27 protein-coding genes are annotated in these 25384 nt (G+C 69.2%); 17 read left to right on the top strand and 10 right to left on the bottom strand.

The genetic code is table 11. The features are described from left to right. The first annotated feature begins 88 nt into the window (after positions 1-88). The 6 genes from LPH33_RS18765 to LPH33_RS18740 all read left to right on the top strand — a co-directional run bounded on the left by LPH33_RS18765 (position 89) and on the right by LPH33_RS18740 (position 5364). On the top strand, positions 89-1300 hold the full coding sequence (locus LPH33_RS18765) for a DUF445 domain-containing protein (RefSeq protein WP_404817805.1): 1212 nt from the start codon (positions 89-91) through the stop codon (positions 1298-1300). Between the two features lie 61 nt (positions 1301-1361). Beyond that, on the top strand, positions 1362-1838 hold the full coding sequence (locus LPH33_RS18760) for a helix-turn-helix domain-containing protein (RefSeq protein ID WP_420714450.1): 477 nt from the start codon (positions 1362-1364) through the stop codon (positions 1836-1838). Beyond that, positions 1835-2761, top strand: coding sequence for a hypothetical protein (locus LPH33_RS18755; RefSeq protein WP_060650654.1), 927 nt, complete (start codon positions 1835-1837; stop codon positions 2759-2761). The genes LPH33_RS18760 and LPH33_RS18755 overlap by 4 nt, the downstream gene beginning before the upstream one ends. Before the next feature lie 64 nt (positions 2762-2825). Then, positions 2826-3116 carry a DUF2516 family protein gene (locus tag LPH33_RS18750; protein ID WP_024101750.1) on the top strand — a complete coding sequence of 97 codons (291 nt, stop codon included), beginning with the start codon at positions 2826-2828 and terminating at the stop codon, positions 3114-3116. A gap of 246 nt (positions 3117-3362) precedes the next feature. After that, complete coding sequence (locus LPH33_RS18745) at positions 3363-4286, top strand: AurF N-oxygenase family protein (RefSeq protein ID WP_060650655.1); 924 nt, start codon at positions 3363-3365, stop codon at positions 4284-4286. Between the two features lie 40 nt (positions 4287-4326). Further along, positions 4327-5364: an alpha/beta fold hydrolase gene (locus LPH33_RS18740; RefSeq protein WP_229565380.1), complete on the top strand. Its 1038-nt coding sequence runs from the start codon at positions 4327-4329 to the stop codon at positions 5362-5364. Between the two features lie 109 nt (positions 5365-5473). Here the strand turns inward: LPH33_RS18740 and purU are convergent, their stop codons facing one another. The 3 genes from purU to LPH33_RS18725 all read right to left on the bottom strand — a co-directional run bounded on the left by purU (position 5474) and on the right by LPH33_RS18725 (position 7840). After that, the gene (gene purU, locus LPH33_RS18735) at positions 5474-6361 is read right to left on the bottom strand and encodes a formyltetrahydrofolate deformylase (protein WP_006552379.1); all 888 of its coding nucleotides are present in this window, start codon (positions 6359-6361) and stop codon (positions 5474-5476) included. A 76-nt stretch (positions 6362-6437) separates the two neighbouring features. Next, complete coding sequence (locus LPH33_RS18730; protein WP_229565378.1) at positions 6438-7310, bottom strand: class I SAM-dependent methyltransferase; 873 nt, start codon at positions 7308-7310, stop codon at positions 6438-6440. After that, positions 7307-7840 (bottom strand): GNAT family N-acetyltransferase, encoded by a 534-nt coding sequence (locus LPH33_RS18725; protein WP_193902489.1) that lies wholly within the window; start codon positions 7838-7840, stop codon positions 7307-7309. The genes LPH33_RS18730 and LPH33_RS18725 overlap by 4 nt, the downstream gene beginning before the upstream one ends. Before the next feature lie 194 nt (positions 7841-8034). Between LPH33_RS18725 and deoC the strand changes: the two genes are divergently transcribed. Next, the gene (deoC, locus tag LPH33_RS18720; RefSeq protein ID WP_229565376.1) at positions 8035-8700 is read left to right on the top strand and encodes a deoxyribose-phosphate aldolase; all 666 of its coding nucleotides are present in this window, start codon (positions 8035-8037) and stop codon (positions 8698-8700) included. 27 nt (positions 8701-8727) lie between these two features. Here the strand turns inward: deoC and LPH33_RS18715 are convergent, their stop codons facing one another. Continuing rightward, complete coding sequence (locus tag LPH33_RS18715; protein ID WP_229565374.1) at positions 8728-9477, bottom strand: DUF2993 domain-containing protein; 750 nt, start codon at positions 9475-9477, stop codon at positions 8728-8730. Between the two features lie 104 nt (positions 9478-9581). Between LPH33_RS18715 and LPH33_RS18710 the strand changes: the two genes are divergently transcribed. Then, on the top strand, positions 9582-10199 hold the full coding sequence (locus tag LPH33_RS18710; RefSeq protein ID WP_060650660.1) for a type IV toxin-antitoxin system AbiEi family antitoxin domain-containing protein: 618 nt from the start codon (positions 9582-9584) through the stop codon (positions 10197-10199). A 29-nt stretch (positions 10200-10228) separates the two neighbouring features. Here the strand turns inward: LPH33_RS18710 and LPH33_RS18705 are convergent, their stop codons facing one another. The 3 genes from LPH33_RS18705 to LPH33_RS18695 form a co-directional block, all read right to left on the bottom strand. Continuing rightward, the gene (locus tag LPH33_RS18705; RefSeq protein WP_229565372.1) at positions 10229-11038 is read right to left on the bottom strand and encodes a class I SAM-dependent methyltransferase; all 810 of its coding nucleotides are present in this window, start codon (positions 11036-11038) and stop codon (positions 10229-10231) included. Positions 11039-11041: 3 nt separating this feature from the next. Continuing rightward, positions 11042-11542: a DUF2505 domain-containing protein gene (locus LPH33_RS18700; RefSeq protein WP_060650662.1), complete on the bottom strand. Its 501-nt coding sequence runs from the start codon at positions 11540-11542 to the stop codon at positions 11042-11044. A gap of 76 nt (positions 11543-11618) precedes the next feature. Continuing rightward, a complete protein-coding gene (locus tag LPH33_RS18695; RefSeq protein ID WP_229565370.1) occupies positions 11619-12128 on the bottom strand; it encodes a DUF2505 domain-containing protein in 510 nt (169 codons plus the stop codon). 23 nt (positions 12129-12151) lie between these two features. Here LPH33_RS18695 and LPH33_RS18690 point away from each other — a divergent pair, with 23 nt between their 5' ends. Then, positions 12152-13246, top strand: coding sequence for a UDP-N-acetylmuramate dehydrogenase (locus LPH33_RS18690; protein ID WP_081314374.1), 1095 nt, complete (start codon positions 12152-12154; stop codon positions 13244-13246). Between the two features lie 15 nt (positions 13247-13261). On the opposite strand, the gene LPH33_RS18685 is transcribed toward LPH33_RS18690, so the two are convergent. Beyond that, on the bottom strand, positions 13262-14299 hold the full coding sequence (locus tag LPH33_RS18685) for a DUF2804 domain-containing protein (protein ID WP_229565369.1): 1038 nt from the start codon (positions 14297-14299) through the stop codon (positions 13262-13264). Between the two features lie 64 nt (positions 14300-14363). Then, positions 14364-15113 carry an SDR family NAD(P)-dependent oxidoreductase gene (locus tag LPH33_RS18680; protein ID WP_229565367.1) on the bottom strand — a complete coding sequence of 250 codons (750 nt, stop codon included), beginning with the start codon at positions 15111-15113 and terminating at the stop codon, positions 14364-14366. 83 nt (positions 15114-15196) lie between these two features. Between LPH33_RS18680 and LPH33_RS18675 the strand changes: the two genes are divergently transcribed. Beyond that, entirely contained in the window at positions 15197-15874 is a 678-nt protein-coding gene (locus LPH33_RS18675; protein ID WP_229565365.1) for a TetR/AcrR family transcriptional regulator, read from the top strand. 283 nt (positions 15875-16157) lie between these two features. Beyond that, entirely contained in the window at positions 16158-17483 is a 1326-nt protein-coding gene (locus LPH33_RS18670) for an ROK family protein (protein ID WP_420714449.1), read from the top strand. Between the two features lie 15 nt (positions 17484-17498). Here the strand turns inward: LPH33_RS18670 and LPH33_RS18665 are convergent, their stop codons facing one another. Continuing rightward, a complete protein-coding gene (locus tag LPH33_RS18665; protein WP_229565364.1) occupies positions 17499-18593 on the bottom strand; it encodes a tocopherol cyclase family protein in 1095 nt (364 codons plus the stop codon). A 185-nt stretch (positions 18594-18778) separates the two neighbouring features. On the opposite strand from LPH33_RS18665, the gene LPH33_RS18660 reads away from it, so the two are divergent. The 6 genes from LPH33_RS18660 (at position 18779) to LPH33_RS18635 (ending at position 25370) form a co-directional block, all read left to right on the top strand. Continuing rightward, positions 18779-19972 carry an MFS transporter gene (locus LPH33_RS18660; protein ID WP_229565362.1) on the top strand — a complete coding sequence of 398 codons (1194 nt, stop codon included), beginning with the start codon at positions 18779-18781 and terminating at the stop codon, positions 19970-19972. A 5-nt stretch (positions 19973-19977) separates the two neighbouring features. Next, positions 19978-20880, top strand: coding sequence for an alpha/beta fold hydrolase (locus tag LPH33_RS18655; protein WP_229565360.1), 903 nt, complete (start codon positions 19978-19980; stop codon positions 20878-20880). Continuing rightward, positions 20877-22211: a D-inositol-3-phosphate glycosyltransferase gene (gene mshA / locus LPH33_RS18650; RefSeq protein WP_229565358.1), complete on the top strand. Its 1335-nt coding sequence runs from the start codon at positions 20877-20879 to the stop codon at positions 22209-22211. Before LPH33_RS18655 ends, mshA begins: the two co-directional genes overlap by 4 nt. Continuing rightward, positions 22208-22762 (top strand): YbjN domain-containing protein, encoded by a 555-nt coding sequence (locus tag LPH33_RS18645; RefSeq protein WP_016693718.1) that lies wholly within the window; start codon positions 22208-22210, stop codon positions 22760-22762. The genes mshA and LPH33_RS18645 overlap by 4 nt, the downstream gene beginning before the upstream one ends. A 444-nt stretch (positions 22763-23206) precedes the next feature. Then, positions 23207-23536: a transglycosylase family protein gene (locus LPH33_RS18640; RefSeq protein WP_016693719.1), complete on the top strand. Its 330-nt coding sequence runs from the start codon at positions 23207-23209 to the stop codon at positions 23534-23536. A 247-nt stretch (positions 23537-23783) separates the two neighbouring features. Next, entirely contained in the window at positions 23784-25370 is a 1587-nt protein-coding gene (locus tag LPH33_RS18635) for a 4-coumarate--CoA ligase family protein (protein ID WP_088897059.1), read from the top strand. Positions 25371-25384 lie beyond the last annotated feature (14 nt).

Below are 25384 nucleotides of genomic sequence, written 5' to 3'. Positions count from 1 at the left end.
CGTCCGTCGAGTGCCGACTTTCGGCACAATCGATCGGGTGCAGCTCCTGACGACCGACGACGAGATCAAACGCCGAGAACTCCGCCGTATGAAGGCGGTCGCGACCGGCTTCCTCGTCGCCGCCGCGATCATCTATCTCTTCTGCCGCTGGCAGGAAACCCGCGGCGCCGGCGCATGGGTGGGTTACGTGCGCGCGGCCTCCGAGGCCGGCATGGTCGGCGCGCTCGCCGACTGGTTCGCCGTGACCGCCCTGTTCCGGCACCCACTACGGATACCCATCCCGCACACGGCGATCATCAAGCGGAAGAAGGACCAGCTCGGCGCCAACCTGAGCTCGTTCGTCGGCAACAACTTCCTCGCACCCGAGGTGGTGTCGGCCAAGGTCGAGTCGGCGCAGATCCCGCTGCGGGTCGGTACCTGGCTCGCCGAACCCGAGAACGCCCAGCGTGTGGCCAAGGAGACGTCGACGGTCCTGCGCGGCGTGGTCGGAATCCTGCGCGAGGACGACATCCAGCAGATCATCGACCACACCATCGTCAAGCGGATCGCCGAACCGGAATGGGGACCGCCCATCGGGCGTGTCCTCACCGAACTCCTCGCCGAGAACCGCCACCTGCCGCTCGTCGACATGCTCGCCGAACGCGCGCACCAGTGGGCGCTCGGGAGCCAGGAGACCATCGACCGCGTGATCAGCCGCGACTCGCCGTCGTGGTCACCGAAGTTCGTCGACCTGCTGCTCGGTGAGAAGATCCACCGCGAACTCGTGGAGTTCACATGGAAGGTGCGGTCGAATCCCGACCACGAGGTACGCCTCGCGGTCAACAAGTTCCTCGCCGACTATGCCCGCGACCTGCAGAACGATCCCGTGACCATTGCCAAGGCGGAGAAGGTCAAGGCCGAGATCATGGGCCGCGACGAGATCACCGGCCTTGCCGCGGCGACCTGGCGGACGGCCAAGCGGATGATCCTCGACTCGGTGGACGACCCGAACAGCACCCTGCGCACGAAGATCGCGGAGAACGTCATGGCGTTCGGCATCCGGGTGCGTGAGGACGCCGAGCTGCGCACCAAGATCGACGGCTGGCTGCTCGACGCGGTGCGCTTCGTCGCGTCCAACTACGCCGACGAGATCACCTCCGTCATCCGCGAGACCGTCGAGCGCTGGGACGCCGAGGAGGCCAGCCGCAAGATCGAACTCGCCGTGGGTCGCGACCTGCAGTTCATTCGCATCAACGGCACGGTGGTCGGCTCACTCGCCGGGTTGACGATCTACACGGTCTCGGAGTTGCTGTTCGCGTGACGACGGTCACGTGCTAGCAAGGTGCTTGCTGTAGCTAGCACTTGTCCGTAGAGTGGTCGGTGTGTCCACGGAACCAGATCCGATCGAGGGCTCGGACACGCCGGGCGACAGCGCCGGACCGGGGGATATCGCCGCTCGGGTGGTCAACAACGCCGCCCAGGACATCGGTGCCTTCATCCGGTCGCAGCGCGAGGCTGCACAGGTCTCGCTCCGGCAGTTGTCGCAACTGGCCGGTGTCAGCAACCCGTACCTGAGCCAGATCGAACGGGGCCTGCGCAAGCCGTCCGCGGAAGTGCTCGCCCAGATCGCCAAGGGGTTGCGGCTCTCGGCCGAGGTTCTCTACGTGCGAGCGGGGATCCTCGAGCACCGAGCGGAGAGCGCCGTGCGCGACGCGGTGCTCGTCGACACCGTTCTCACCGAGCGGCAGAAGCAGGTCCTGCTCGACATCTACGACTCGTTCTGCCGGGAGAACCAGCAGAACACCGGCGATGCCCGGCCCGACCATCCGACAGACTTCGACGAGGAGAAATCTTCATGACCGATCCCACCAGCATCCGTACCTCCCTCTACGCCGCGGTCGGTGCCGGCGACGCCGTCGTCCAGGCCGTCGCCGACCTCGTGGCCCAGGCGCGCCGACGTGCGGAGACCAACCGCAACGAGGTGGCCGAGCGGGTCGAGACCGCCCGCGACCGCTTCGCGACCCTGCCCGCCGATCTCACCGAGACCGTCGAGTCCCTCCGCGAGCGTCTCGCCGAACTCCCGGCCGAGCTGCCCGAGGAGATCGCGGAGCTGCGCGAGCGCTTCAGCGCCGAGGAGCTGCGCAAGGTCGCCGAGGCGTACCTGAAGGTCGCCTCCGACCTTTACACCGCACTTGCCGAGCGCGGTGAGGAGACCATCGAGCGTCTGCGCTCCCAGCCGGCCCTCGAGGACGGCCTCGGTCGCGCCGAAGCCGTGCTCGGCGACGCTGCCGACCTCACCGAGGAAGCCCTCGGGACGGTGGCCCGCCGGACCCGCGAGGTCGGTGAGCAGGCCGCGAAGCTCGCGGGTCGCGCAGCCGGCCGCATCTCCGAGACGAGCGACGAGGTGAGCGAGGCCGTGTCCGACGCCGGCGACAAGGCCGCCGAGCGCGTCGTCGAGCTCGGTGAGCGTGCCGAGGAGACGGGCTCCGAGACCGCCGGACGGGTCGAGTCGGCCCGCGGCGAGGTCCGCGAGGCGGCCGACAAGGCTGCGGAGAAGGTCGAGTCGGTGGCCACCCCGGTCGAGCCGGTCGAGGTCACCCCGGCCGAGGCTCCGGCCAAGAAGGCTCCCGCCAAGACCCCCGCGAAGATGCCGGCCAAGACGGTTGCCAAGACGCCCGCCGCGAAGGCTCCGGCCAAGACCGCCGCCAAGACTCCGGCGAAGGCTCCGGCCAAGAAGGCCCCTGCCAAGAAGGCGGCGCCGCGCAAGACCAGCGGCTCCTGACCTGCAGTGATCGATCGGCCCTCGTGCGAACTCGTACGGGGGCCGATTCTCGTAGACTGGTGTGGTGACGAATGTCGATTCACTTGCCGGTCTGATCATCCTCGCGCTGCAGATCATCGCCATCGCCGGGGCGGGATTCGCGTTGTTCCACGTCGTGCGTCAGCCCGCCGAGGCGTTTCCGGCCGTCGACAAGCTGACCAAGCCCGTCTGGCTCGGCATCCTCGTGGCCGCGCTGCTCGTCCTCGTCGTCTTCGGCGCGGTGGGTCTGCTCGGGATCATCGCGGTTGTCGCGGTGTGCGTGTACCTCGTGGACGTCCGTCCGCGGGTCGAGGAGGTCCAGCGCCCTCGGTGGTGACCGCTTCGCGGTGATGACTGCGGAGTCCGAGCTCCGCGGTGATGACTGCGGAGTCCGAGCTCCGCGGTGATGACTGCGGGGTCCGAGCTCCGCGGTGATGACTGCGGGGTCCGAGCTCCGCGGTGGTGATCAGGGAGGTCCGTCGTCCTCGGTGGTAGGGCGGGGGGCCTCCCTTTCGCTTGACAAGTGTGATCCAGATAATGACACTTCGGGTAACGGATAATTTCCGAGACGAGGTGGTCGGCGATGACGCTCCTGCGAAAGCACGACAGCCTGCCGGGTGAACATTCCACGGATCACCGGCAGGAAACCGCGCAACGCCTGCTCGATTCGTCGGCACGGCTCTCCTACGATCCCGGGCTCGAGATCGACTGGGACGCGCCGCTCGTGGACGGCAAGTACGGCATGACCCCGGAATGGTGCAGTCTCTACGGGACCGACCTGTGGGAACGCATGTCGGAGGACCAACGCATCACCCTCACCAAGCACGAGGCCGCGAGCATCGCCGGCACCGGGATCTGGTTCGAGATGATCCTCATGCAGATGCTCGTCCGCGATCTCTACCGGCACGATCCGGCGACCCCCTACGTGCAGTTCGGGCTCACCGAGATCGCCGACGAATGCCGGCACTCGATCATGTTCGCGCGGTCGGCGCAGCGATACGGCATCCCCTCCTACCGGCCCAAGCGTTGGATCCGCGAGACCGGCCGGTTGTTCAAGGCCGTCGCGCGCGGCGCCCTCGCCTACGGCGGCACCCTGTTCGCCGAGGAGATCCTCGACATGATGCAGCGCGACTTCATGCGCGACGAGCGGGTGCAGCCCATCACCCGGACGGTGAGCCACGTCCACGTCGTGGAGGAGTCGCGGCACATCCGCTACGCCCGTGAGGAGACACGCAGGCGCTCGGCCCGACTCGGTCGTCTCGAGCGGGCATGGATCCGGATCCACCTCGGGGTGAGCGCGTACTTCGTCGTCACCAGCCTCGTGAACGACCAGGTCTACGCCGCGGCCGGACTCGACATCGCCGAAGCGAAGAAGGCCGCGCGGGAGAACAGGCACTACCACGACAAGCTCCGCCAGGGCACTCGCCGCACGGTCGAGTTCCTCGACGAGGTGGGACTGATCGGTGGTCCGTCCACTCTGCTTCTGCGTCGCGCGCACGTTCTGTGACGTCGCGCTGCTCCACCGAACCGACAGGAGAATCCCACCCGTGAGAAAGCCGTCCCCGACCGCGTCGATCGTCGCGGGTTCGATCGTCCTCGCTGCCGCGGCCACCACTGCCGTGCTCGTCCGGCGGCGTCGTCGGACGGTTGTCCGTACCGAGGACGTCGCGCCGCACGAGCTGCTGCGCGAACCGGAACTCGAACCCGAGATCCTCGACGTCCGCGCAGAGGACGGTGCCCGGCTGAACGTGCTCGCCTACGGCGACGCGGACGCTCCCGTGCTGGTGTTCTGCCACGGCTGGACGTGCAACGCCGCGTACTGGACCCCGCAGATCAACGCGTTCGCGGAGAACTACCGGGTGGTGGTCTACGACCAGCGCGGGCACGGCGACAGCGAGGCCGGGGCGCGGCCGCTGGGAGCCGACGTGCTTGCCGACGATCTCCAGACGGTCCTCGACGTCGTGGTCCGGCCCGGTTCGAAGGCCGTGCTCACCGGTCACAGCATGGGCGGGATGAGCATCATCGCGTGGGCCGAGAAGTACCCGGAGAACGTCGACCGCACGGTCGCGGGCGTGCTGCTCGCGAGCACCGGCACCGACCGGCTGGTCGCGGACTCGGCGATCGTGCCACTGCCGCAACGCTTCCCGCGTGTGCCGGTGCCCGTCGCGAGCCGGCTCATGGGTGCGACGGTTCCGCTGGCTGCGTCCCCGGTGACGACGTGGGCCCTGCGCTACGTGGCCCTGTCGCCCGGCGCGAGCGCCGCGGAGGTGCAGTTCTGCGAGAAGATCGTGCTCGGCTGCCCGCCGCGCACGCGGGGCGGCTGGGGCAGGGCCCTGAGTGCCCTCGACATCCGTGAGGGCCTGCGCAATCTCACCGTGCCGACGACAGTGCTGGTCGGCACCGCCGACCGTCTCACCCCGCCCGTCCACGCCCGGCGTCTCGCCGAGGAACTCGACCGTGCGGGCAACCTCGAACGTCTCGTGGTGCTCGACGGCATCGGCCACATGAGCTCGGTCGAAGCAATCGACCGGTTCGACGAGGAGCTCGCGCACCTTGTCGAACGAGCCGGTGTGCCCGTCGGCTGAGCCGATCACTCGCACGCACGTCGGCTGAGCCGATCACTCACGCACGAAAGACCGGTCCATCCGCTCGCGGGTGGACCGGTTTCGGCTCCGAGGATCTACCGCTGGGGATCTACCGGAAGACGACGGTCTTGCTGTCGTGCACCAGCACCCGATCCTCGAGATGCCAGCGCAGACCGCGCGAGAGGACCAGCTTCTCGACGTCACGGCCCTGACGGACCATGTCGCTGACGCTGTCGCTGTGACTGACGCGGATGACGTCCTGTTCGATGATCGGGCCCGCGTCGAGTTCGGCCGTGACGTAGTGGCAGGTCGCGCCGATGAGCTTCACGCCGCGCGTGAAGGCCTGGTGGTACGGCCGTGCGCCGATGAACGACGGCAGGAAGCTGTGGTGGATGTTGATCGCGCGGCCGGCCCAGTGCTCGCACAGCTCCTCCGGGAGCACCTGCATGAACCGGGCGAGGACCACCGCGTGCGGGTCGTGGGCGTCGACGAGCTTGCGGACCTGCTCGAAGGCCGGTCCGCGCTCGGCGGGATCCTTCGGGAACGACACGTAATGGAAGGTGATGCCGTGTCGCTGCGCGACCGGTTCGAGATCGCGATGGTTGCCGATGACCGCGCAGATCTCGGCGTCGAGTTCCCCTGCGGCGACGCGTCCGAGGATGTCGTGCAGGCAGTGCCCTTCCTTGCTGACGAGCAGCACGACGCGCTTGCGCTTGCCGGTGTCGGAGAGCGTCCATTCGGTCTGCGGGCCGATGTCGGCGGCGACGCTCGCGAACTTCTCGCGCAGCTCGTCGAGGCCGAACGGGATCGACGACGCCCGAACGGCCTGCCGGGTGAAGAACCAACCGGTGTCCTGATCGGCGTGGTAGGCCGCTTCGACGATCGAACCACCGACCTCCGCGAGGAAGGTCGCGATGCGGGCGACGATCCCGGTGGTGTCCGGGCAGCCCAGGGTCAGAACGTAACGTCGATCGTCGGCGGATGAGGCGAGCGTCATGCCCCGATTGTCTCAGGTGACACACGGCGTCCTACTTCCGGTCGGCCCTGCTCCCGGTAGACCCTGCCTCCGGTCGTCAGCCCGAGGCCGGAGGACGTCGAACCGTACCCGTGGCGACGAGAGTGGTCGCGTCGATCGTGTGCAGTCCGCGTGCGGTGACCTCCTCGGCGATCTGCTGCCGCACCGACGCCACCTGCCCGGAGTCGAGCCCGGTCAGCACCGCGCGCAGACCGGTGCCCGTCACCAGCGACCAGCACAACTCGTCCGTCGCCGGAAGGAGATTCGACAGGGTGCGGACCTCCACGGAATCGGTTCCGGCGTCCGCGAGCCACGCCTCGAGTGTGTCCGGCGTGTCGATCCGGTGCAGTGGTGTGCGGTCGCGCAGGGCGCCGCGCTCGCGCAGTTCGGGGGAGTAGCGGGACGCGACGTCGAACACGATCGACGAGAACTCCTCCATCGCCCCGCGTCGCCAGACCGTCACTCCGGCGCGTCCGCCCTGCCGCACGAGTGAGACCAGACGCCAGAAGGTGCGGTCCATGTCCGGGAGGAAGAACACCCCGTAGGAGATCGACAGCACGTCGTAGCCGGCGTCGGGTACGTCCGACGGCGCCTCCCACTGCGAGGCGTCCGCACAGACGAATTCGATGTTCTTCAGGCCGCGGCGTTCCGCGGTCAGGCGGCCGTGTTCGAGCATCTCGTCGGCGACGTCGACGCCGTGGACGAGACCTTCGGGTCCGACGGCTGCGGCGGCGGGAAGCGCGGACGATCCCGTTCCGCAACACGCGTCGAGCACCGCCTCGCCGGGGGCGACGCCGAGCTGGAAGACCAGCGCCTGCCCGGCCGGTCCCCACACCGTCGGGGTCAGCTCGTCGAAATCCCCGCTCGCCGCGTCGAAGGTGCGTGCGGTCTCGGCGGAATCGGCCCAGGGGTTCTCGGGATCGTCGTTCATGCCTGCTCCTCGAGGACGTAGAACGGCTCGGCGTACCGGAAGGTGCCCCGCAGCTCGGGGTCGTGTGCCGTGAGCGCCCGTGCCTGGAAGTGGGACGCCCACTCCTCGACGTCGGGGGAGATCCCGAGTTCGGCGGCGGGCACGAAACCGAAGCGGGGGTAGTAGTCGGGATGTCCGAGCAGGAGCACGATCGACTCGTCCAGGGCATCCGCCGCACCGAGCACGGCGTGCATGAGAGCGGAGCCCACGCCGGAGCGCTGGGAATCGGGACGGACACCGAGTGGACCGAGGCCCAGGGCAGGGGTGGCGCCGACGTGACCCCGGGTGGCGACGACATGGCCGACGATCGCGCCCGAGGCGTCCTCGGCCACGAGCGACAACGACGGCAGCCATGCGTCGCTCGCCCGCAACGACGCGACCAGGCCGGGTTCGACCGGCTCGCGACCTTCCTGGGCGAACGGCGCGAAGGCGGCGCGATGCACGTCGGCGGTCGCACGGACGTCGGCGGGGAGTTCTCGACGGATCAGCACGCGATCATTGTCGTGGCCGAAGCGGTGCGGCGGTATCGAATTATTGCCGTCTGCTGTTCCTCCGGACCACCACGACGGCCACGACTGCAACGAGAAGCGCGATCACCAGGATTTCCATGGGGATCGGCTACCCGGCACGGGGCGAAGCATGCCGAGCACGGCCGTCGGATCTCGCCGTGTGGAAAGCTGCAGTCATGTCCGGAACCACGTTGACCCGCGCGCAGGTCGCGTCGATGATCGACCACACCCTCCTCAAACCCGAAGCGTCCTCGCAGGACGTGCGGGCCCTCGTCGACGAAGCCGTCGAACTCGGCGTGTACGCGGTGTGCGTGTCGCCGTCGATGCTGCCCCTGCGGGCCGAGGGGGTCACGGTCGCGACGGTCGTCGGTTTCCCTTCCGGCAAGCATCATTCGCTCATCAAGGGCGCCGAGGCGCGACTCGCCGTCGACGAGGGCGCACGCGAGATCGACATGGTGATCGACGTGGGCGCAGCGGTGGCCGGCGACTACAACGCCGTCCTCGCCGACATCCTCACCGTGCGCGAAGCGATCGGTTTCGACCCGGTCCTCAAGGTCATCATCGAATCCGCCGTGCTCTCCGACGAGGCGATCGTCGAGGTGTGCCGCGCCGCGGAGAAGGCCGGCGCGAACTTCGTGAAGACCTCCACCGGTTTCCATCCCGCGGGTGGCGCCACTACCCACGCGGTCACGCTCATGGCGGAGACGGTGGGCGGCAAGCTCGGCATCAAGGCGAGCGGCGGCATCCGCACCGCCGAGGACGCGGTCGCAATGATCGAGGCCGGAGCGACGCGACTCGGACTGTCCGGCAGCCGCGCGGTGCTGGACGGTCTGCAGAGCTGACGACAGCTCACGACGGTCTCTCCTCGGTTACGACAGGAGGCCGCAGCTGCCCTCCTGCTGTTGCTGCTGTCCCTGCGGGGCTTCCGGCAGCACGAAACGGCCACCCTCGAGGCGGAGATCGATGCCGCTGTCGGTGACGTTCACCTCGGTGGCCTGCATACCCAGCGGGTACTGCTGCAGACCCGAGGTCAAGATCTCCACGACGCCGTCGACGAGGGCCGTCGGGAGCCCGATGCCGAGGATCGTCGCGTCGGTCGTCTCGACCGTCACCACACCGCCGTTCACCACAGGTCGCGCGGTGAACTCCGCGAGACCCTGGCCGCCGACCGTGAACGTCAGGGTGCCCGCGTTCTCGTCGGCCGTGACATCGGTGACGAGGCCGCCGACCGACTGGCTCTGCACGGTCGCGAGGATCCCGGAGGTGGGCCACGAGACGTCGGCACTCGAGCTGCCGATGGTGCCGGCACCCTCGGCGGAGTCGCGAAGGTCGACGTCGTTGACCTCGGCGTGCACCTGCATCTGCTGGGCCGGACCGAAGGCGGTGTCGTCGCTGTCGAGGGCGACCGAGGGAACCTGCCGGTCGAGCAGCTGCAGCAGCACCGGCTTCCAGCTCAGGTCGACGTCGACCCCCGTGCCGAGCTCGCTCTCGAAGGACTGGGCGAGGCAGGTCGTCGCGCGGTTGCGGACGTAGACCTCCGCACCTACCAGGACTGCGACCAGCGCCGCGACGAGAACGACGGCGATCGTGACGGTGCGGTTGCGCTTCCGTTGCGTCATGGTCGCCGATTCTTCCGGACGACGCTGAGGATCGACTGAGCACACGGCCACAGGATGAGGAAAATATGTGAGGTGTACCACATTCGTCGGCTACGCTGGGCGCCATGACAGGGTGGACGGATTCAGGTTACGACGCAACCGGGCGGGCCGATGCCGACGACTCGCTGCGGCGCCTCGCCGCCACGCAAGCCGGGTTCTTCACCGCACGCCAGGCCGTCGGTCACGGAATAGCAGCTCACGACTTCGCGGAACGCATCGAGGCGGGACTGTGGATCCGCGTCGAGACCGAACTGTTCCGCCTCAGCGACAGCCCACGGACGAAGTTCGACGAATTCGCCCAGTGGTGCACCTGGTACGAGGGGGAAGCGGTCGTCTCGCACCAGAGCGCCGCCGACCTGCACGGCATGGGTCACCTGCAGCCCCGCTTCCTGCACCTGTCCACCCCCGACCAGCGCACCGTGCCGAGCAACCGGCTCGCGCTGCATCACCGGACGCTGGCGGAGGAGGACTGCGAGGTCGTCGGGGCCTTCCGAATCACCACACCCGCCCGCACCGCGGTCGACCTCGCGGCCGGTGGCGTGTCCCAGGAAGTGCTCGACGAGCTCGTCGGCGACGCGATCGCGCTCGGCCGGGTCGACTCCGACCGGTTGCACGCCGCGGTGGCGAACCAGCCGGCCGCGGTGGCCGACCGGATCGAGCTGGCACTCCTCGCCGCGGGCTGAACGACCGGGACGAGCTCGGGTGGACGGTCTCAGACCGCCAGGAGCTCGGACACGACAGGTGCATCGGCGGGTGCGACCGCGTCCCACGGCACCGTCAGCACGCAGTCGCGCAGACGACGGCGGGGCGGGGACACCGGGAAGCCCTGGTCCCGCAGCAACTCGAGTGCCGCCTTCCATCGGATCCGCGGCCCGAACGCCGCGTGCGGAGCACTCGTCGCCCACGCCCGGTCGGCCGCGCGGAGCAGCGTGTGGATCGGCTCGCCCGGGACGTTCCGGTGGATCAGTGCCTTCGGCAGCCGTTCGGCGACGTCGGACGGTCTCTCCACGTGGAACGGGCTCCACGCCAGGGTCAGTGAACGGGGACCGTGCTCGTCGAGGAGCACCCAGGCGCAGCGCCGGCCCAGCTCGTCACACGTGCCGTCGATGAGCAGGCCGCCGGGAGCGAGACCGGAACGCAGGTGCGCCCACGCCGGTTCGACCGCCTCCTCCGGATACTGCCGGAGCACGTTGAAGGCCCGGACCAGGGTCGGGCGCAGGCCCGCGAGCTCGAAACCGCCCCGGGCGAACTCGACACCGTCGCGGCCCGGGACCACACGGTCCGGATCGATCTCGAGACCGACCACACGCAGATCGCTGCGGATCCGACGCAGCCGCGCGGCGAGTTCGAGGGTCGTCACCGGCATGGCGCCGTAACCCAGATCGACCACCAGCGGCTCGGTGGCGTGCGTCAACGCCCTCGTGATGTGGGGGTCGTGCATCGCCCAGCGGTCGCTGCGGCGCAGCCTGTTGATGCCGGTGGTGCCGCGCGTGACGACACCGACGGGTCCTCGATTCCGCACGCGCTACCGACCGGCGAGCCAGTCGGCGGTGATGGCCGCTTCGGTGCGGAACACGTCGACGAGATTGGTGAGGATGAGTTCTTCGAGCTTGCCGCCGACGAACGGGATGTGCACCTTGGCCTCGGAGGTGGTGCGGAGCGTAGCGCCGTGGTCGTCGGCGAAGAGCTCCATCGTGCCCGTGAGGCTGCCCGGACCGCCGGGGATCGACGCCTGGTAGGTGCCGGTCGCGCGGTCGGAGAACGGCCCGTAGGTCTCCTTGCGCGTGATGACCATGTCCTTCTTGATCACCGTGCGGGCGATCTCCGGCAGGTCGGAACGCGGCAGGACGTGGTGCAACACCAGCGCGATGCCCGATTGGGAGACCGTGAACTCGCGGACGTGGTTCTCCGAGTACTTGCGCATCTCGATCATCCGCGCTTCCCAGTGGGCGGGGTCGGCGAGAGCCTCGTACACCCGCTCCGGTGGATGAGGGAAGCGGGCCGAGTAGTCGATACGCCGTGCCACGACCGGCCAGGTTACCGCGCCGGACCGCCTGCCCGGAAATCGCGACCGTCCACGAAGGAACGACGCGGGGGTGCGATCAGGACGAGTGATCCCCGTTCAACCACTGCTCGGTGAAGGTGCGCTCCGCGTCGAACAGCTCGACGAGCTGCTCGACGATCATCCCCTCGATCTTGGAACCGAGGAACGGGATCTTCACCTCGACGGTGCCCTCGATGACGACGGACGAGCCCGCTCCGTCGGCGATGAGTGTCATCCCGCCGGTGACCTCGCCGGGCATGCCGTCGACGTGGGCCGAGAACCTGCCCTCGGCGCGACCGTCGGCGAACGTGCCCCACGATTCGTGACGCCGGATGACGAGATCGCCCGGGCGGAGGCTCGTGACCATGCTCGGCAGGTGCTCGGCCGGGATAGCCTGATGGAGGTCGAGCTCGATCGTGCCGTCGCCGGTGTCGGCGCGTTCGACCGCCGCACCTGGGCCACCGACCTCACGCAGCCGGGTCTGCCAGTACTGCGGATCGACGAACGCCGCGTGGACCGCAGCAGGCGGGGACGAGTAGTTCGCAGTGTGGTCGATAGGGCTGCCCATACGGGGCACGCTACCGTTTGCTGGTGCTTGATCCACGTACCAGGGCCCGGCTCGTCGAAACGGGAGCCACGGTGTCCGAGCAGGTGTCGCTGTCGGAATTCACGACCCTCCGGCTCGGTGGCCCTGCCCGGTATCTCGTCGAATGCACGTCCACCGCGTCGTTGATCGAGGTCGTGCGCCTGCTCGACGAGCAGGAAGTGCCGCTGCTGCTCCTCGCGGGCGGCTCCAACCTCGTCATCGGCGACGAGGGTTTCGACGGCGTCGTGGTGCGTGTCGCGACCACCGGTGTCGACCTTCGCGACGATCACGTCCGGGTGGACGCGGGAGCCGGATGGGACGCCGTCGTCGCGACCACCGTGGACGCCGGCCTCGGCGGACTCGAATGCCTGTCGGGCATCCCGGGCTCCGCGGGAGCGACGCCGGTGCAGAACGTCGGGGCGTACGGCGTCGAGGTGGGCTCGATCCTGCGCCGCGTCCGCCTGCTCGACCGCGCCACCGGACAGGACTCGTGGGTCGGCCCCGAGGCACTCGGTCTCGGCTACCGGACCAGCATCCTCAAGCACACCGACGCGGCGGTCGTCCTCGAGGTGGAACTGGACGTGCGAAGCGACGGTTCGTCCGCACCCCTCGCATACCGGGAGCTCGCGGTCGCGCTGGGCGCAGAGGAGGGCGCACGCCGACCGGCGGCGCAGGTCCGCGAGCACGTCCTCGCGTTGCGCCGCAGCAAGGGGATGGTGCTCGACGCCGACGACCCTGACACCTGGAGCGCCGGATCGTTCTTCACGAACCCCGTCGTCCCCGACGACCGATTGCCGCAGGTGCTCGCGGCCATCGCCGCGAAGGTGGGGGAGGACGTGCGCATTCCGCAGTTCCCTGCGGACGGCGGCACCAAGCTGTCGGCCGGATGGCTCATCGAGCGGGCCGGTTTCGCGAAGGGTTTCCCCGCGGCCGACGCACCGGCACGGTTGTCGACGAAGCACACGCTGGCGCTCACCAACAGGGGAGCGGCATCGGCCGCGGATCTCGTGGCGCTGGCGCGGACGGTGCGCGACGGCGTCGAGGACGCCTTCGGGGTGCGTCTGCATCCCGAACCCGTCACCGTGAACTGCGTGATCTGACGGACGGGCCGGCCGTCACCAGCGGTTGCGGACCTCCTCCGCGAAGCCGAGGAGGTTCTCGATCTCGAGCCGGGTGCCGTCGTCGAGCACGACGCTGCCGGTGAACCGTCCGAAGACCTGGTGCTGCGTGGACCGCACGAGCAGGGCGTTCACGTCGGCCGCGCGGTCGAGGATCGGTTCGAACTCCATCTCGAACCGCTCGTCGTTGCTGGTGAACCGCCACGGCGCCCCGTCGTAGGTGTCGCGGGGCAGATGGAAGTGCACGCGGTCGAGCTTGTGTGCCACACCGTCGTGGAAGAGCATGTTCTCGCTCGCCGCGGTGGTGTCGCCGAAACCGTGGCCGATGTTGAACCCGAATCGCACGCCCTCGTGGATCCCCGAGGCCGAGCCCCAGTACCAGGTGTTGTCGTAGGTCCACACCCCGCGACCCCAGTCGAACACCCCGAACGCGGTGGCGGGATCGAAGACCAGCTCCCGCCCACCCACGGTGACCGTGCCCTGCGCGGGCAGGCAGTTGATCTTCTGGTTGTAGTAGAAGGCCTTCGGTGCGCGGGGGAAGGGTGTCGCGATCACCATCCGGTCGTCCGCCGGCTGCGTGAGCACGAGTTCGCCGGACAGTCCACGCCCGCCGCCGAAACGGGGATGGTCGACGACCAGCCGCCGGGCCGTTCCTTCGTGGTGGTACTCGATGCGGAGTCCGCCGTGATGGACGACGACATCTCCGCCGTCGGCGGTGCGCGGCAGGCGCATCCGGCCGAGCGGGAAGGGGACGAGGGCGTTCTCGGTGGTCTCGGAGCGACCCGCGAGGTCGAGCACGCTGACTCCGAGGAGTCCGACGTAACCGTTGTCCGCGACGGTCAGCGCGATCCCGAACGGTCCGTCCGCCGCCCCGTCGGAAAGAACACAGTAGTAGTCCCACTCCTTGATGCGGAGCCGCGACGCCGCGACCCGCTGCCGGTCGTAGGTGCGGACCTCGGAGGTGCTCCAGCCGGCTTCGGCGAGCTTCCCGTCGTCGTCGAGCAGCGGTCCGGGCGCGAGGCGTCGTTGGCGCATATCCCGTGACAGTACCGACGGTGGTGGGTGCGACAGCCTCGCCGCGCCCACCACCGCGGCGGGGTCAGTCGGTGACGCGGTGGAACCGGCCGGCATTGGCCTGATCGCGCGGCTTGACGATGATCTGGTCGAGGTTGACATGCGACGGCCGCGACGCGACGAAGCCGATGATGTCGGCGATGTCCTGGGCGACGAGCGGGGTGATGCCCTCGTACACCTTGTCGGCCCGATCCTTGTCGCCCTCGAAGCGCACCAGCGAGAACTCGGTCTCGACCGCGCCCGGCGCGACTTCGGTGAGGCGGACGGGCTGTCCGAGCAGTTCGCCGCGCAGCGTGCGGTGCAGCACGGCCTGCGCGTGCTTCGCCGAGGTGTAGCCGGCACCGTTGTCGTAGGCCTCGAAGGCCGCGACCGAGGTAATGGTGACGATCAGGCCGTCGCCCGAGGCGATGAGCTTGGGGATCAGCGCCTTGGTGATGCGCATGGTGCCGATGACGTTGGTCTCCCACATCCAGCGCCAGTCGTCCTCGACGGCCTCGGCCACGGGCGCGAGGCCCTTGGCGCCACCGGCGTTGTTGACCAGCACGTCGACCCGCGGCAGCACCGTGGTGAAGGCCTCGACCGAATCCTCGTCGGTGACGTCGAGCTCGAGCGCGGTACCGCCGATCTCATCGGCAAGCTTCTGCAGGCGGTCGAGTCGGCGTGCGCCCACCACGACGTGGAAGCCCTGTGCGGCGAGCGTGCGGGCGGTCGACTCGCCGATTCCGGAGGAGGCTCCGGTGACGACGGCGACGCGGGAATCGGGAGAGATGCTCATGGGGGCAATCGTAGTGTCGGGCACCGGATGCCGCCGCACGTCCCGGCCTGCGAAGTCCTCTCCGTGCGGCTACCCTGCGGCGTATGACCACCATCCGCGGTCGATACAGTTCGGGCGAACAGACCCGGATCCGGCTCGTCGAAGCTGCCGAGCGGCTCTTCGCCCGCCGTGGATACGACGGGGTCACCCTCGCCGACATCCGCAAGGCCGCCGGACAGCACAACTCGTCGGTGGTCAGTTATTACTTCGGCACCAAGGAGGGGCTGCTCGAGGCGGTCTTCTCCCACCGGTTGCCCGCCCTGAACTCCCAGCGGGAAGCGCTCCTCGCCGAGATGCTGCGGACGCGGGAGACCCTCTCGGTCCGCGACCTGCTGTGGGTGATCATCCGCCCCCTGGCCGGCACACTCGGCCGCAACAACCACTACGTCGCCTTCCTCGACCGGCTGTCGAACCACGACCGGTTCGCCGAGTGCTTCCGCGTCACCGGACCGACGGGAACCGAGAGCGGCCGCCGGTCCGACACCGCGCTACGGACCCTGCTCGGGCCGTTGCCCGACGACATCGCCGGGCAGCGTCTGCGGTTGGTCTACTCCGGCACCGTCGGTGCGCTGGCGCGGTGTCACCGTGCAGGCGAATCACCCACCACGGCAGAACTCGCCGCGCTCGTCGACGCGTGGGAGGCGTTGCTGCTCGCCCCGGTGTCGGCGGAGACCGCGCACGCACGCGGGGACGTGCAGGAAGGTTTCCCACCGGGTCGGTGAGGATTGGACACGACGCGGTTCGGGCGATAGTTTGATCGACATGTCAGTCGGCCACACCTCCGCACCGCGGGTCACCTATGTGACCGCCGCGCTGGGATCACGGCTGCCTCTGGCGCGCGAACTCTGTTGTCGCTGCTGCGGAAAGTAACTCCGCACCGATCCCGCCCCTCGTCGTGCGGGTACGTCTCCGATCGTATTCTCCACGTCGGGGTCTCGGTGCGTCGATCGTCTCCCGCCCGTTCTCCGGTCACCACGTCCGGATCAGCAGCCAAGGATCAGCGCCGTGTCGGTTCCCACTCTCTCGCCGTCCGTTTCCCTTCCCTCGCGGTCGTCCGCGCCTCGTCGCGCCGCCGGTTCCGCCGTCCGTGGATCCACGCGTGCGACGCTCGTCCGTCCCCGCACCTCCCGTGTGTCGAGCCCGGTCAGGATCGTTCCGCCGGACCTGCGTATCGCCGACGGCACCGGGGCGTCGGTCTTCCGTGTCGCCGCCAACCGCGGCCCCGTCTCGCGCGACGTGATCGCCAAGGTCACCGGTGCGAGCATCGCCACCGTCAATCGTCAGGTGTCGGCCCTGCTCTCGGCAGGTCTGCTGCGTGAGCGCGCCGACCTGACCGAACCCGGCGCCGTCGGCCGGCCGCGCGTTCCCGTCGAGGTCGACCACGAGCGGTACCTGACGGTCGGCATCCACATCGGTGCCGTCACCACCGGCATCGTCGCCGGCGACCTGCGCGGTCGCATCATCGGCGCCGTCGAGGTTCCCACGCCGACCGGCGACCAGGACGCCGCGCTCGCGTCGATCACCGCGAGCGCCAAGGCCTTCGCCGGGCGGTGGCACCGCCGCACCCCGTTGTGGGTCGGCGTCGCACTCGGCGGGCGGGTGGACTCGAACACCGCCGTCGTGACGCACCCGCGACTCGGCTGGGTCGACGCCCGGGTCGGCGCGATCGTCGGTGGCGGTATGGGGCTTCCGGTCTCGGTGGCCGCGCACGTCGAGGCGATGGCCGCCTCCGAGCTGCTCCTCACCCCCGATCGCGACGCCCCCGAGGCCAAGGGCACCGGCCTGTACTTCTACGTTCGCGAGACGGCCGGTGTGGCAATCACTTTCGACGGCAAGGTGCACACCCCTGCCGGCGGCCCGGGTTCGGTGACGCATTTCCCCACCGGTTCGTCGGCCCGGTGCTCGTGCGGCGGCACGGGTTGCCTCGAAGCGACGGTGAGCGATCGGGCGGTCGTGCAGCGCGCGGTGGCCGAGGGCATCCTCGCCGACTGCGACGACACCATTCAGTCGCTCTACCGCCTCGCGCGGGACGGTTCCGAGGCCGCCCACGGTCTGCTCGTCGAGCGGGCCACCGTGCTCGGCCGCACCGTCGGAATGCTGCGCGACCTGTTCAATCCCGACCGCGTGATCCTCGGCGGACAGGCCTTCACCGAGTACCCGGCCGCGGTCCCGCACGTCGCCCGCGCGTTCGCCGCGTCGACCGCCCTGCCGCGCAAGGACATCCGCATCACCGGCTTCGGCAACCGGGTGCAGGCCCACGCCGCGGGTGTCGTCTCGCTCAGCTCGTTGTACTCGGATCCGATCGCAGCGATGAAGCGCACCGAACTCTGAGCGATCCCGTCGGATTCACACGCTCGGTGGGGCGTCCGTCGCGTCCGCAGCGGCGCCCCGCCGGTCGAGTTCCGCCCGGGCCCGGTCCAGCCCGCCGTGTTCGAGTGCGGCCGAGCGCGATTCGTCGGCCCACACCAGTTTCCCGCGTTCGTGGACCGTCACGGTCATGCGACCGCCGAGATGTTCGATCGAACCGGCGACGTTCCGTCGTTCCGCGGGCAGGGGGACCGGAAGGACGTGCGCCGCTCCGAGGGGTGAGCTTCCCGAGATCTCCACGCTCCAGCGGGCATTGCGGCCGCGCAGGTGCCAGCTCTCGTCGGTGACCGTCGCCCGGACCGGGGATGTGACGGGATTGCCCAGTCGCACGATGCGCCCGTCGGGTAGTGCGACGACGACCGCCGTGACCTCCGTGCGCAGCGGACCCGAATGCACCTGCCCGCCGGCGAACGCCACACACGCCTGCGGGTCGGCGAATCCCTGCGCCTGCCCCCACCACCACGACTCGGGGAAACCGCCCTTGCCCCAGTTCTTCTCGCCGTAGACCTGGGCTCCGGTCAGATCCCACTTCTCGTCGCCGAGGATCGCGTGCCCTTCCACCCGGCCGCCGAGCAGCCAGGAATGCCAGTACTGGTTGAGACCGGGGACGGAATGGAACACACTCGACGCGCCGAAGCGGCGTCGCGGCCAGGGCCGCAGATCCGACAACCGGATGTCGAGACGGGCGTCGTCACCGAGATCCATCCACACGCGTTCGCTGTCGCCGCAGAAGACGTCGCCGGCCGACGCGCCGAGCCGATCGGGATCGGCAGCGGCCACCGGATGCGCGGCGGTGCGCAGGAAACCCCCGGGATGGGCGGCCAGGCCGAGGGTCGCCCAGTGCGAGCCGGGCCCTCCCGAGTCGTCCGCACGGTTGACCCCGCACAGGGCGATGACGACGCGGCCGGTTCCGGGCTGGGTGAAGCGCCAGAAGTAACCCTCCATCGCGACGCCGTGCGCGGCGAGAGGATTCCCGAAGGGCAGATCCGCTCCCGACGCGCGGTAGCGGGTCCACAGATTCCTCGGTGAGAGTTCCTTCGGTGAGAGCCGCCCGTGTCGTTCGTGCACCGCCATGCCTGCTCCGTTCCGTAGATCCGTCCTGTCCGTTCCCCGGATGTACCCAGCATGGCCGTTCCCGTCACGGAACGTGCGGAATCGGGCGGCGACGTCCGGAGGTCGGGAGGTACCTGCACCTCGCGTGGTCGGTCGGCCATAACGTTGACCGGACCGGATCGGACCGAAGAGAACGCGAGAAGTACGTGACAGGAGAGAAGGGCGGCTCGTACCGCGAGTTGTTCGCAGCGCCGGGGGCAGTCGCGTTCTGCCTGGCGGGATTTGTGGCGCGCCTGCCGATCGCGATGGTCGGGATCGGCATCGTCACGATGTTCTCCCAGCTCGAGGGGAACTACGCGGTCGGCGGCGCACTGTCCGCGGTGTTCGCGCTGTCGTACGCCGTGCTCACCCCGCTCGTCTCCCGCGCGGTCGACCGGTACGGCCAGCGACGGGTCCTGCCCACGGCCGCGGCCGTCAGTGCGGTCGCCACCCTCGCGATGCTCGCCGGCGTCCGGTTCGAGGTGCCCACGGTGTGGCTGTTCGTCTGCGGGATCCCGGCCGGACTCATGCCCACGATCGGCGCGATGGTGCGGGCGCGGTGGACACAGCTCTACGGCGGCACCCCGCGACTGCGCACCGCCTTCGCGCTCGAAGCGGTGGTCGACGAGGTGTGCTTCATCGTCGGCCCCGTCCTGTCGGTGGGCCTGAGCGTGGCAGTCTTCCCCGAGGCCGGCCCGCTGCTCGGCGCGGTCCTGCTGCTCGTCGGCACCCTCGCCCTCGCGGCGCTGCGCAGCACGGAGCCTCCCGTGCAACCGAACACCGACGGCCGTGCGCGGACGAACATCCTGCGCATGCCCGTCCTCCTGTCCATCGTCGTGGTGATGGTCGCGATGGGTGTGGTCTTCGGGGTGATCGACGTCGCGGCCGTCGCGTTCACGGCCGAACAGGACTCCCCGGGATCGGCCACCTTCGCGCTCGCACTGTTCGCGACGGGTTCGGCGTTGAGCGGCCTGGTCTTCGGGAGCCGGGTGGGCTCGAATGCCCCGACCCGCCAGTTGTTCGTCGCCACCGGCACTCTCGCCGTCCTGCTGTGCCCGTTGCTGCTCGCCGGTTCGGTGCCGATGCTCACGGTGCTGTACTTCGTTGCCGGATGTGCGATCTCGCCCATCATGATCGTGGCGACGTCGCTGACGCAGCAGATCGTGCCGCCCGACCGGCTCACCGAGAGCATCACATGGACGGTCGCGGGTCTCGGCGTCGGTGTCGCCGCGGGTTCTGCGCTGGTGGGACAGGTCATCGACCGGACCGATGCCGGCACCGGCTATCTCGTGGCGGTCGCCGCGGGCATCCTCGCGGTCACCTGTGCCGGCGGGATCCATGTGCGGGCACGGTTAGAGTGACGCGCATGGCAGTTCGTGAAGTGGCCGGTATCGACGGCACCTCCCTCGTGTATCGCGTATTCGGCTCCGAGTCGGCACCGGTTCTGGTGCTGCTCCACGGGTGGGCGCAGTCGTCGCGGTGCTGGGGCGACGGGGTTCTCGACGCACTCGCCCGCGACTTCCGTGTGGTCGCCGTCGACCTGCGCGGACACGGTTATTCGCAGGCCCCCGAGACCGGATACGCCGATCGCAACCTGTGGGCCGGCGACCTCGCCGCGGTGCTCGCCGCCGAGAACGTCTCCGAGACGAACCCGGCGGTGCTGCTCGGCTGGTCCTACGGCGGCCTGGTGATCTGCGACTATCTCGCCGAACACGGCGCGGGGGCCGTCGCCGGCCTCGTCCTCGTGGGTGCCATCACGAGCATCGGCCGCGGTGAGAAGGGCGGACGCGTCGGTGCCTCGATGCGTGCCGCGATCCCCGCCGCGATGTCGGAGGACCCGAAGGAAGCGGTGCGTGCGCTCGGCTCCTTCGGCAACGCCCTCACCGGTCCCGTCGTCGAGGGCAGCGCTCTCCTCGAAGGCAAGGGTGCGGTGTCGCAGGCCCTGTTCGGCGCGAGCCTGTCCACCCCGCCCCGGGTCCGTGCGGCGCTGTTCGACCGTGCGGTGGGCAACGACGAGCTGCTCGCCGGCCTGGACGTGCCGGTTCTCCTCCTGCACGGCGACGCCGACTCGGTCGTCGACGTCTCCGTGGCGCACCATGCGGCGTCGCTGCTGCGCCGCGCCACGACCTCGATCTGGCAGGGCGTCGACCACGGTCCGTTCGTCGAGGATCCCGACCGGTTCGTGTCGGAGGTCGGCGAGTTCGCTCGAGCTGCGACGGCGGAGGCGGCGACACGCGAAGATCGGCAGCAGGGCAGTATGGAGGGGTGACGTCCCAGCCCAGCCGCCCGCACCGCGTGGCCGTGATCTCGGTCCACACCTCGCCGCTGGCGCAGCCCGGAACCGGGGACGCAGGCGGTATGAACGTGTACGTCCTGCAGACCGCCGTCGAGCTCGCGCGTCGCGGCGTCGAAGTCGAGATCTTCACCCGTGCGACCTCGTCGGCCGATCCGGCCGTCCAGCAGGCCGCGCCGGGGGTGCTCGTCCGCAACATCGAGGCCGGCCCGTTCGAAGGACTCGACAAACACGACCTGCCGACGCAGCTGTGTGCGTTCGCCGCGGGCGTGTTGCGCGAGGAGGCACGGCACCCGCAGGGCTACTACGACCTGGTGCACTCGCACTACTGGTTGTCGGGGCAGGTCGGCTGGCTCGCCCGCGACCGCTGGGGCGTGCCGCTCGTGCACACCGCCCATACGCTCGCCGCGGTGAAGAACGCCTCGCTCGCCGAGGGCGACACCCCCGAACCCGCGGCCCGGCAGATCGGGGAGCAGCAGGTCGTCGCGGAGTCCGATCGCCTGGTCGCCAACACCGCCGACGAGGCGGGGCAGCTCGAACGTATCTACGGGGCCGATCCCGCAAAGATCGACGTCGTCGCTCCGGGCGCCGACCTGAACCGCTACCGGCCCGGCGACCGCGCGGCCGCCCGTGCCGAACTCGGACTCGACCCGCGCGAGACCGTCGTGGCGTTCGTGGGCCGCATCCAGCCGCTCAAAGCTCCCGACGTGCTGCTCGAAGCCGCAGCGCGGGCACTCGCCGACGACCCCGGCATGCCGCTGCGGGTCCTGGTGGTGGGAGGCCCGTCGGGAACGGGTCTCGAGCGCCCCGACGCGCTCATCGAACTCGCATCCGCACTGGGTATCGCGTCGCGGGTCACCTTCCTCCCGCCGCAGCCGCCCGACCGTCTCGTCCAGGTCTACCGTGCTGCGGATCTCGTTGCGGTGCCGAGTTATTCGGAGTCCTTCGGTCTCGTCGCGATCGAGGCGCAGGCCTGCGGCACGCCCGTGCTGGCCGCGAACGTCGGTGGTCTCGGGGTCGCCGTGCGCGACGGGGAGACCGGCATGCTCGTCGACGGGCACGGCATCGACGACTGGGCGACGGCGCTGCGTTCCCTCGTCGGCGATCCGGATCGTCTCGCCCGGTTCGCGGCGACCGCGCCCGTGCATGCGGAGTCCTTCTCGTGGGAACACACCGCGGAAGGACTGCTCGACAGCTATCGGCGGGCCGGGATGCGCCGCAACCGCACCTTCGGTACCGGTGAGCATTCGCTGCGACGGCAGCGTGGAGTGTGGAAGTTGCGACGGACGAGGGGAGTCACGGCATGAGCGACCGGCTCATCGAACTGATCGATTCGACGCTGCGCGATCGCGAGCTCGAGTTCTCCGTCAAGGAGGGCGGGCACTTCGTCGTCGAGCTCCCGGGCGAGAAGAAGCTCAAGACGACCACGTTGCTCAGCGTCGGACAGCACGGTGTGCGGGTCGAGGCGTTCGTGTGCCGCAAGCCGGACGAGAACTTCGAATCGGTGTACCGCTACCTGCTGCGCCGCAACCGGCGCCTCTACGGCGTGGCGTACACGCTCGACAAGGTCGGCGACATCTATCTGGTGGGACGTATCGCCGCGCACGCGGTGACCCCCGAGGAGATCGACGCGGTCCTCGGGCAGGTCCTCGAGGCAGCCGACTACGACTTCAACATCATCCTCGGTATCGGGTTCATCACGTCGATCAAGCGTGAATGGGAATGGCGGGTCTCGCGCGGCGAGCCGCTGCGCAATCTCGAGCCCTTCCGTCACCTCATCGAGGAGGAGACCGGTACGCCGTTCGAACCCGATGTGGACGACGACGAACCCGAGGATCGGCGCGAAGCGAACGGGTGACGGCGTCGCCGAACACCGTTACCGCGCCGTGAGCATGTCCGGTTGGAGAGGTCTGCACGGCCGTATCGTGTGACCATCACCACAATCGAAATCCGCTGGAAACGTCCGGGAAACGGTGCGTTCCCGCGAAGCGACCTGGGGTTTTGTCGATCGCCGGTCCGGTTTCTCGCACAGCCGTACCGGAAAATCGACCCGTGACCTCGCCGTGATGAACCCTTACCGTCGATGTAGGCCCGATACCGACGGGCGTTACACACCGGCCCCGCAGCCGCTCGTTCCACCCCCGCGGGATTGTCGGATCCACAACCTGCCGAGGGGTGGAGCGAGAGAGCGACCGGGCGTGCGTCAGCACCGCACCGTGTTGCCGGCACCGACCGTCCAGCCCACACGTGGCGGACCCATTGCGTCGCGGGCCTCGCAAGCAGCCGGAAAGGATTCATCCACATGGCAAAGTTCACGATCAAGCGCGCCCTGGGCACCCTCGCTGCCTCCACTGCACTCGTTGCGACCCCGTTCGCTCTGGGTGCCGGTACCGCCAACGCCGCATCCGGTAACTGGGATGCCGTCGCACAGTGCGAGAGCGGTGGTAACTGGGCGATCAACACCGGTAACGGCTACTACGGCGGCCTGCAGTTCTCGCAGAGCACCTGGCAGGCCTACGGTGGCTCGGGAACCGCGAACAACGCCTCGCGCGAGGAGCAGATCCGCGTCGCCGAGAACGTCCTCGCCGGACAGGGCGCCGGTGCATGGCCGGTCTGCGGTCAGTACCTCTGAGCGCAGCGCCTCTTGGCGTAGCGAGCGCAGCTCACGCACGATCGTGAGCGCAGCTCCAGCAGCTTCCGAACCCCGCGTGCGACCCGTCGCACGCGGGGTTCGTGCTCTCCGGCAGGCGAATCGCGCCGGGAACGGTATCCTCGCAATCCTCACACAGCACGTGTGACGGGCTTCACAACCGCTGCGGTAGTGTGAACTCGACCGAAAGTCGGCACGGCGTGCCGGCAGAATGCTCGGAGGATGAGTAATGAGTTTCCGCAGTCCCTTTCCCGACGTCGACATCCCGGCATCGAGTGTCTACGACTTCCTGTTCGGTTCGCTCGACGAGTCCGAGCTCGATCGACCCGCACTGATCGACGGCTCGTCCGGCGCCGTGACGGACTACCGCACGCTCGTGGCCCACATCGACGCCGTCGCCGGAGCGCTGGCCGCCCGGGGCATCGGTGTCGGGAAGGTCGTCGGGTTGCTCGCACCCAACGTGCCGGCCTTCGCCTCGGTCTTCCACGGCATACTGAGGTCCGGTGCCACGGCGACCACGATCAACGCCCTCTACACGGCCGGTGAGATCTCGAAGCAGCTCGACGACTCGGGGGCCGCCGCACTGTTCACGGTCTCCCCGTTCCTGCCGCAGGCCAGGGAGGCCGCCGCGGCCGCCGGGATCCCCGACGAGCTGCTCTTCGTGCTCGACGGCGCCGAGGGCCATCCGTCCCTGCGCGACCTGCTCACCGAGGGCTCCCCGGCTCCGACCGTCGAGTTCGATCCGGCCACCCACCTCGCGGTGCTGCCGTACTCCTCGGGCACGACCGGCCGACCCAAGGGCGTGATGCTCACGCACCGCAATCTCGTCGCGAACGTCTGCCAGATCACCCCGCGGATGGGCATCGCGGCCGACGACCGCGTGCTCGCACTGCTGCCGTTCTTCCACATCTACGGCATGACGGTGCTGCTGAACGCCGCGCTGTACAACCGCGCGTCGCTGGTGACGATGCCGAAGTTCGATCTCGTCGACTTCCTCACCTACATCTCGGAACACAAGTGCACGTACGTGTTCATCGCGCCGCCGGTCGCGGTCGCGCTCGCCAAGCACCCCCTCGTCGACCGGTACGACCTGTCGAGCGTGCACACGGTCTTCTCCGGGGCCGCACCGCTCGACAAGGAACTCGCCGGATCCGTCGCGAAGCGCCTGGGCTGCAACGTCCGACAGGGATACGGCATGTCGGAGATGTCTCCCGTGTCGCACGCGATCCCCTTCGAGGACAACGAGACCGAGCTCGATTCGGTGGGTCCGACGATCGCGAACATGGAATGCAAGATCGTCGATCCCGCGACCGGCGAAGAAGTCGAATATCCCACCGGTGACGGCGTTTCGGCGCCCGGCGAACTGTGGTGCAAGGGGCCCAACGTCATGGCCGGTTATCTCGGCAACCCCGAGGCCACGGCCGACACCCTCGACGAGGACGGCTTCCTCCACACCGGTGACATCGCCACCGTCGACGGGAAAGGTGCCGTCCGGATCGTCGACAGGCTCAAGGAACTCATCAAGTACAAGGGCTACCAGGTGCCGCCGGCCGAACTCGAAGCCCTGCTCCTCACGCACCCGCAGATCGCCGACGCCGCGGTGATCGGGGTCCGCGACGACGAGGGCGAGGAGGTCCCGAAGGCCTTCGTCGTCCGGCAGCCGGATTCGACGGTCACCGAGGACGAGGTCATCGACTTCGTGGCCGCGCGGGTCGCGCCGCACAAGAAGGTCCGGCAGGTCGAGTTCATCGACACGGTGCCGAAATCCTCTGCGGGCAAGATCCTTCGGAAGGATCTGCGTGCCCTGAACGCCTGACGGACGGGCCGACG

The organism is Rhodococcus sp. RDE2, from assembly GCF_020885655.1.
GTDB classification, from domain to species: Bacteria; Actinomycetota; Actinomycetes; order Mycobacteriales; family Mycobacteriaceae; genus Rhodococcus; species Rhodococcus pyridinivorans.
This window is presented reverse-complemented; position numbering and strand designations above follow the sequence as displayed.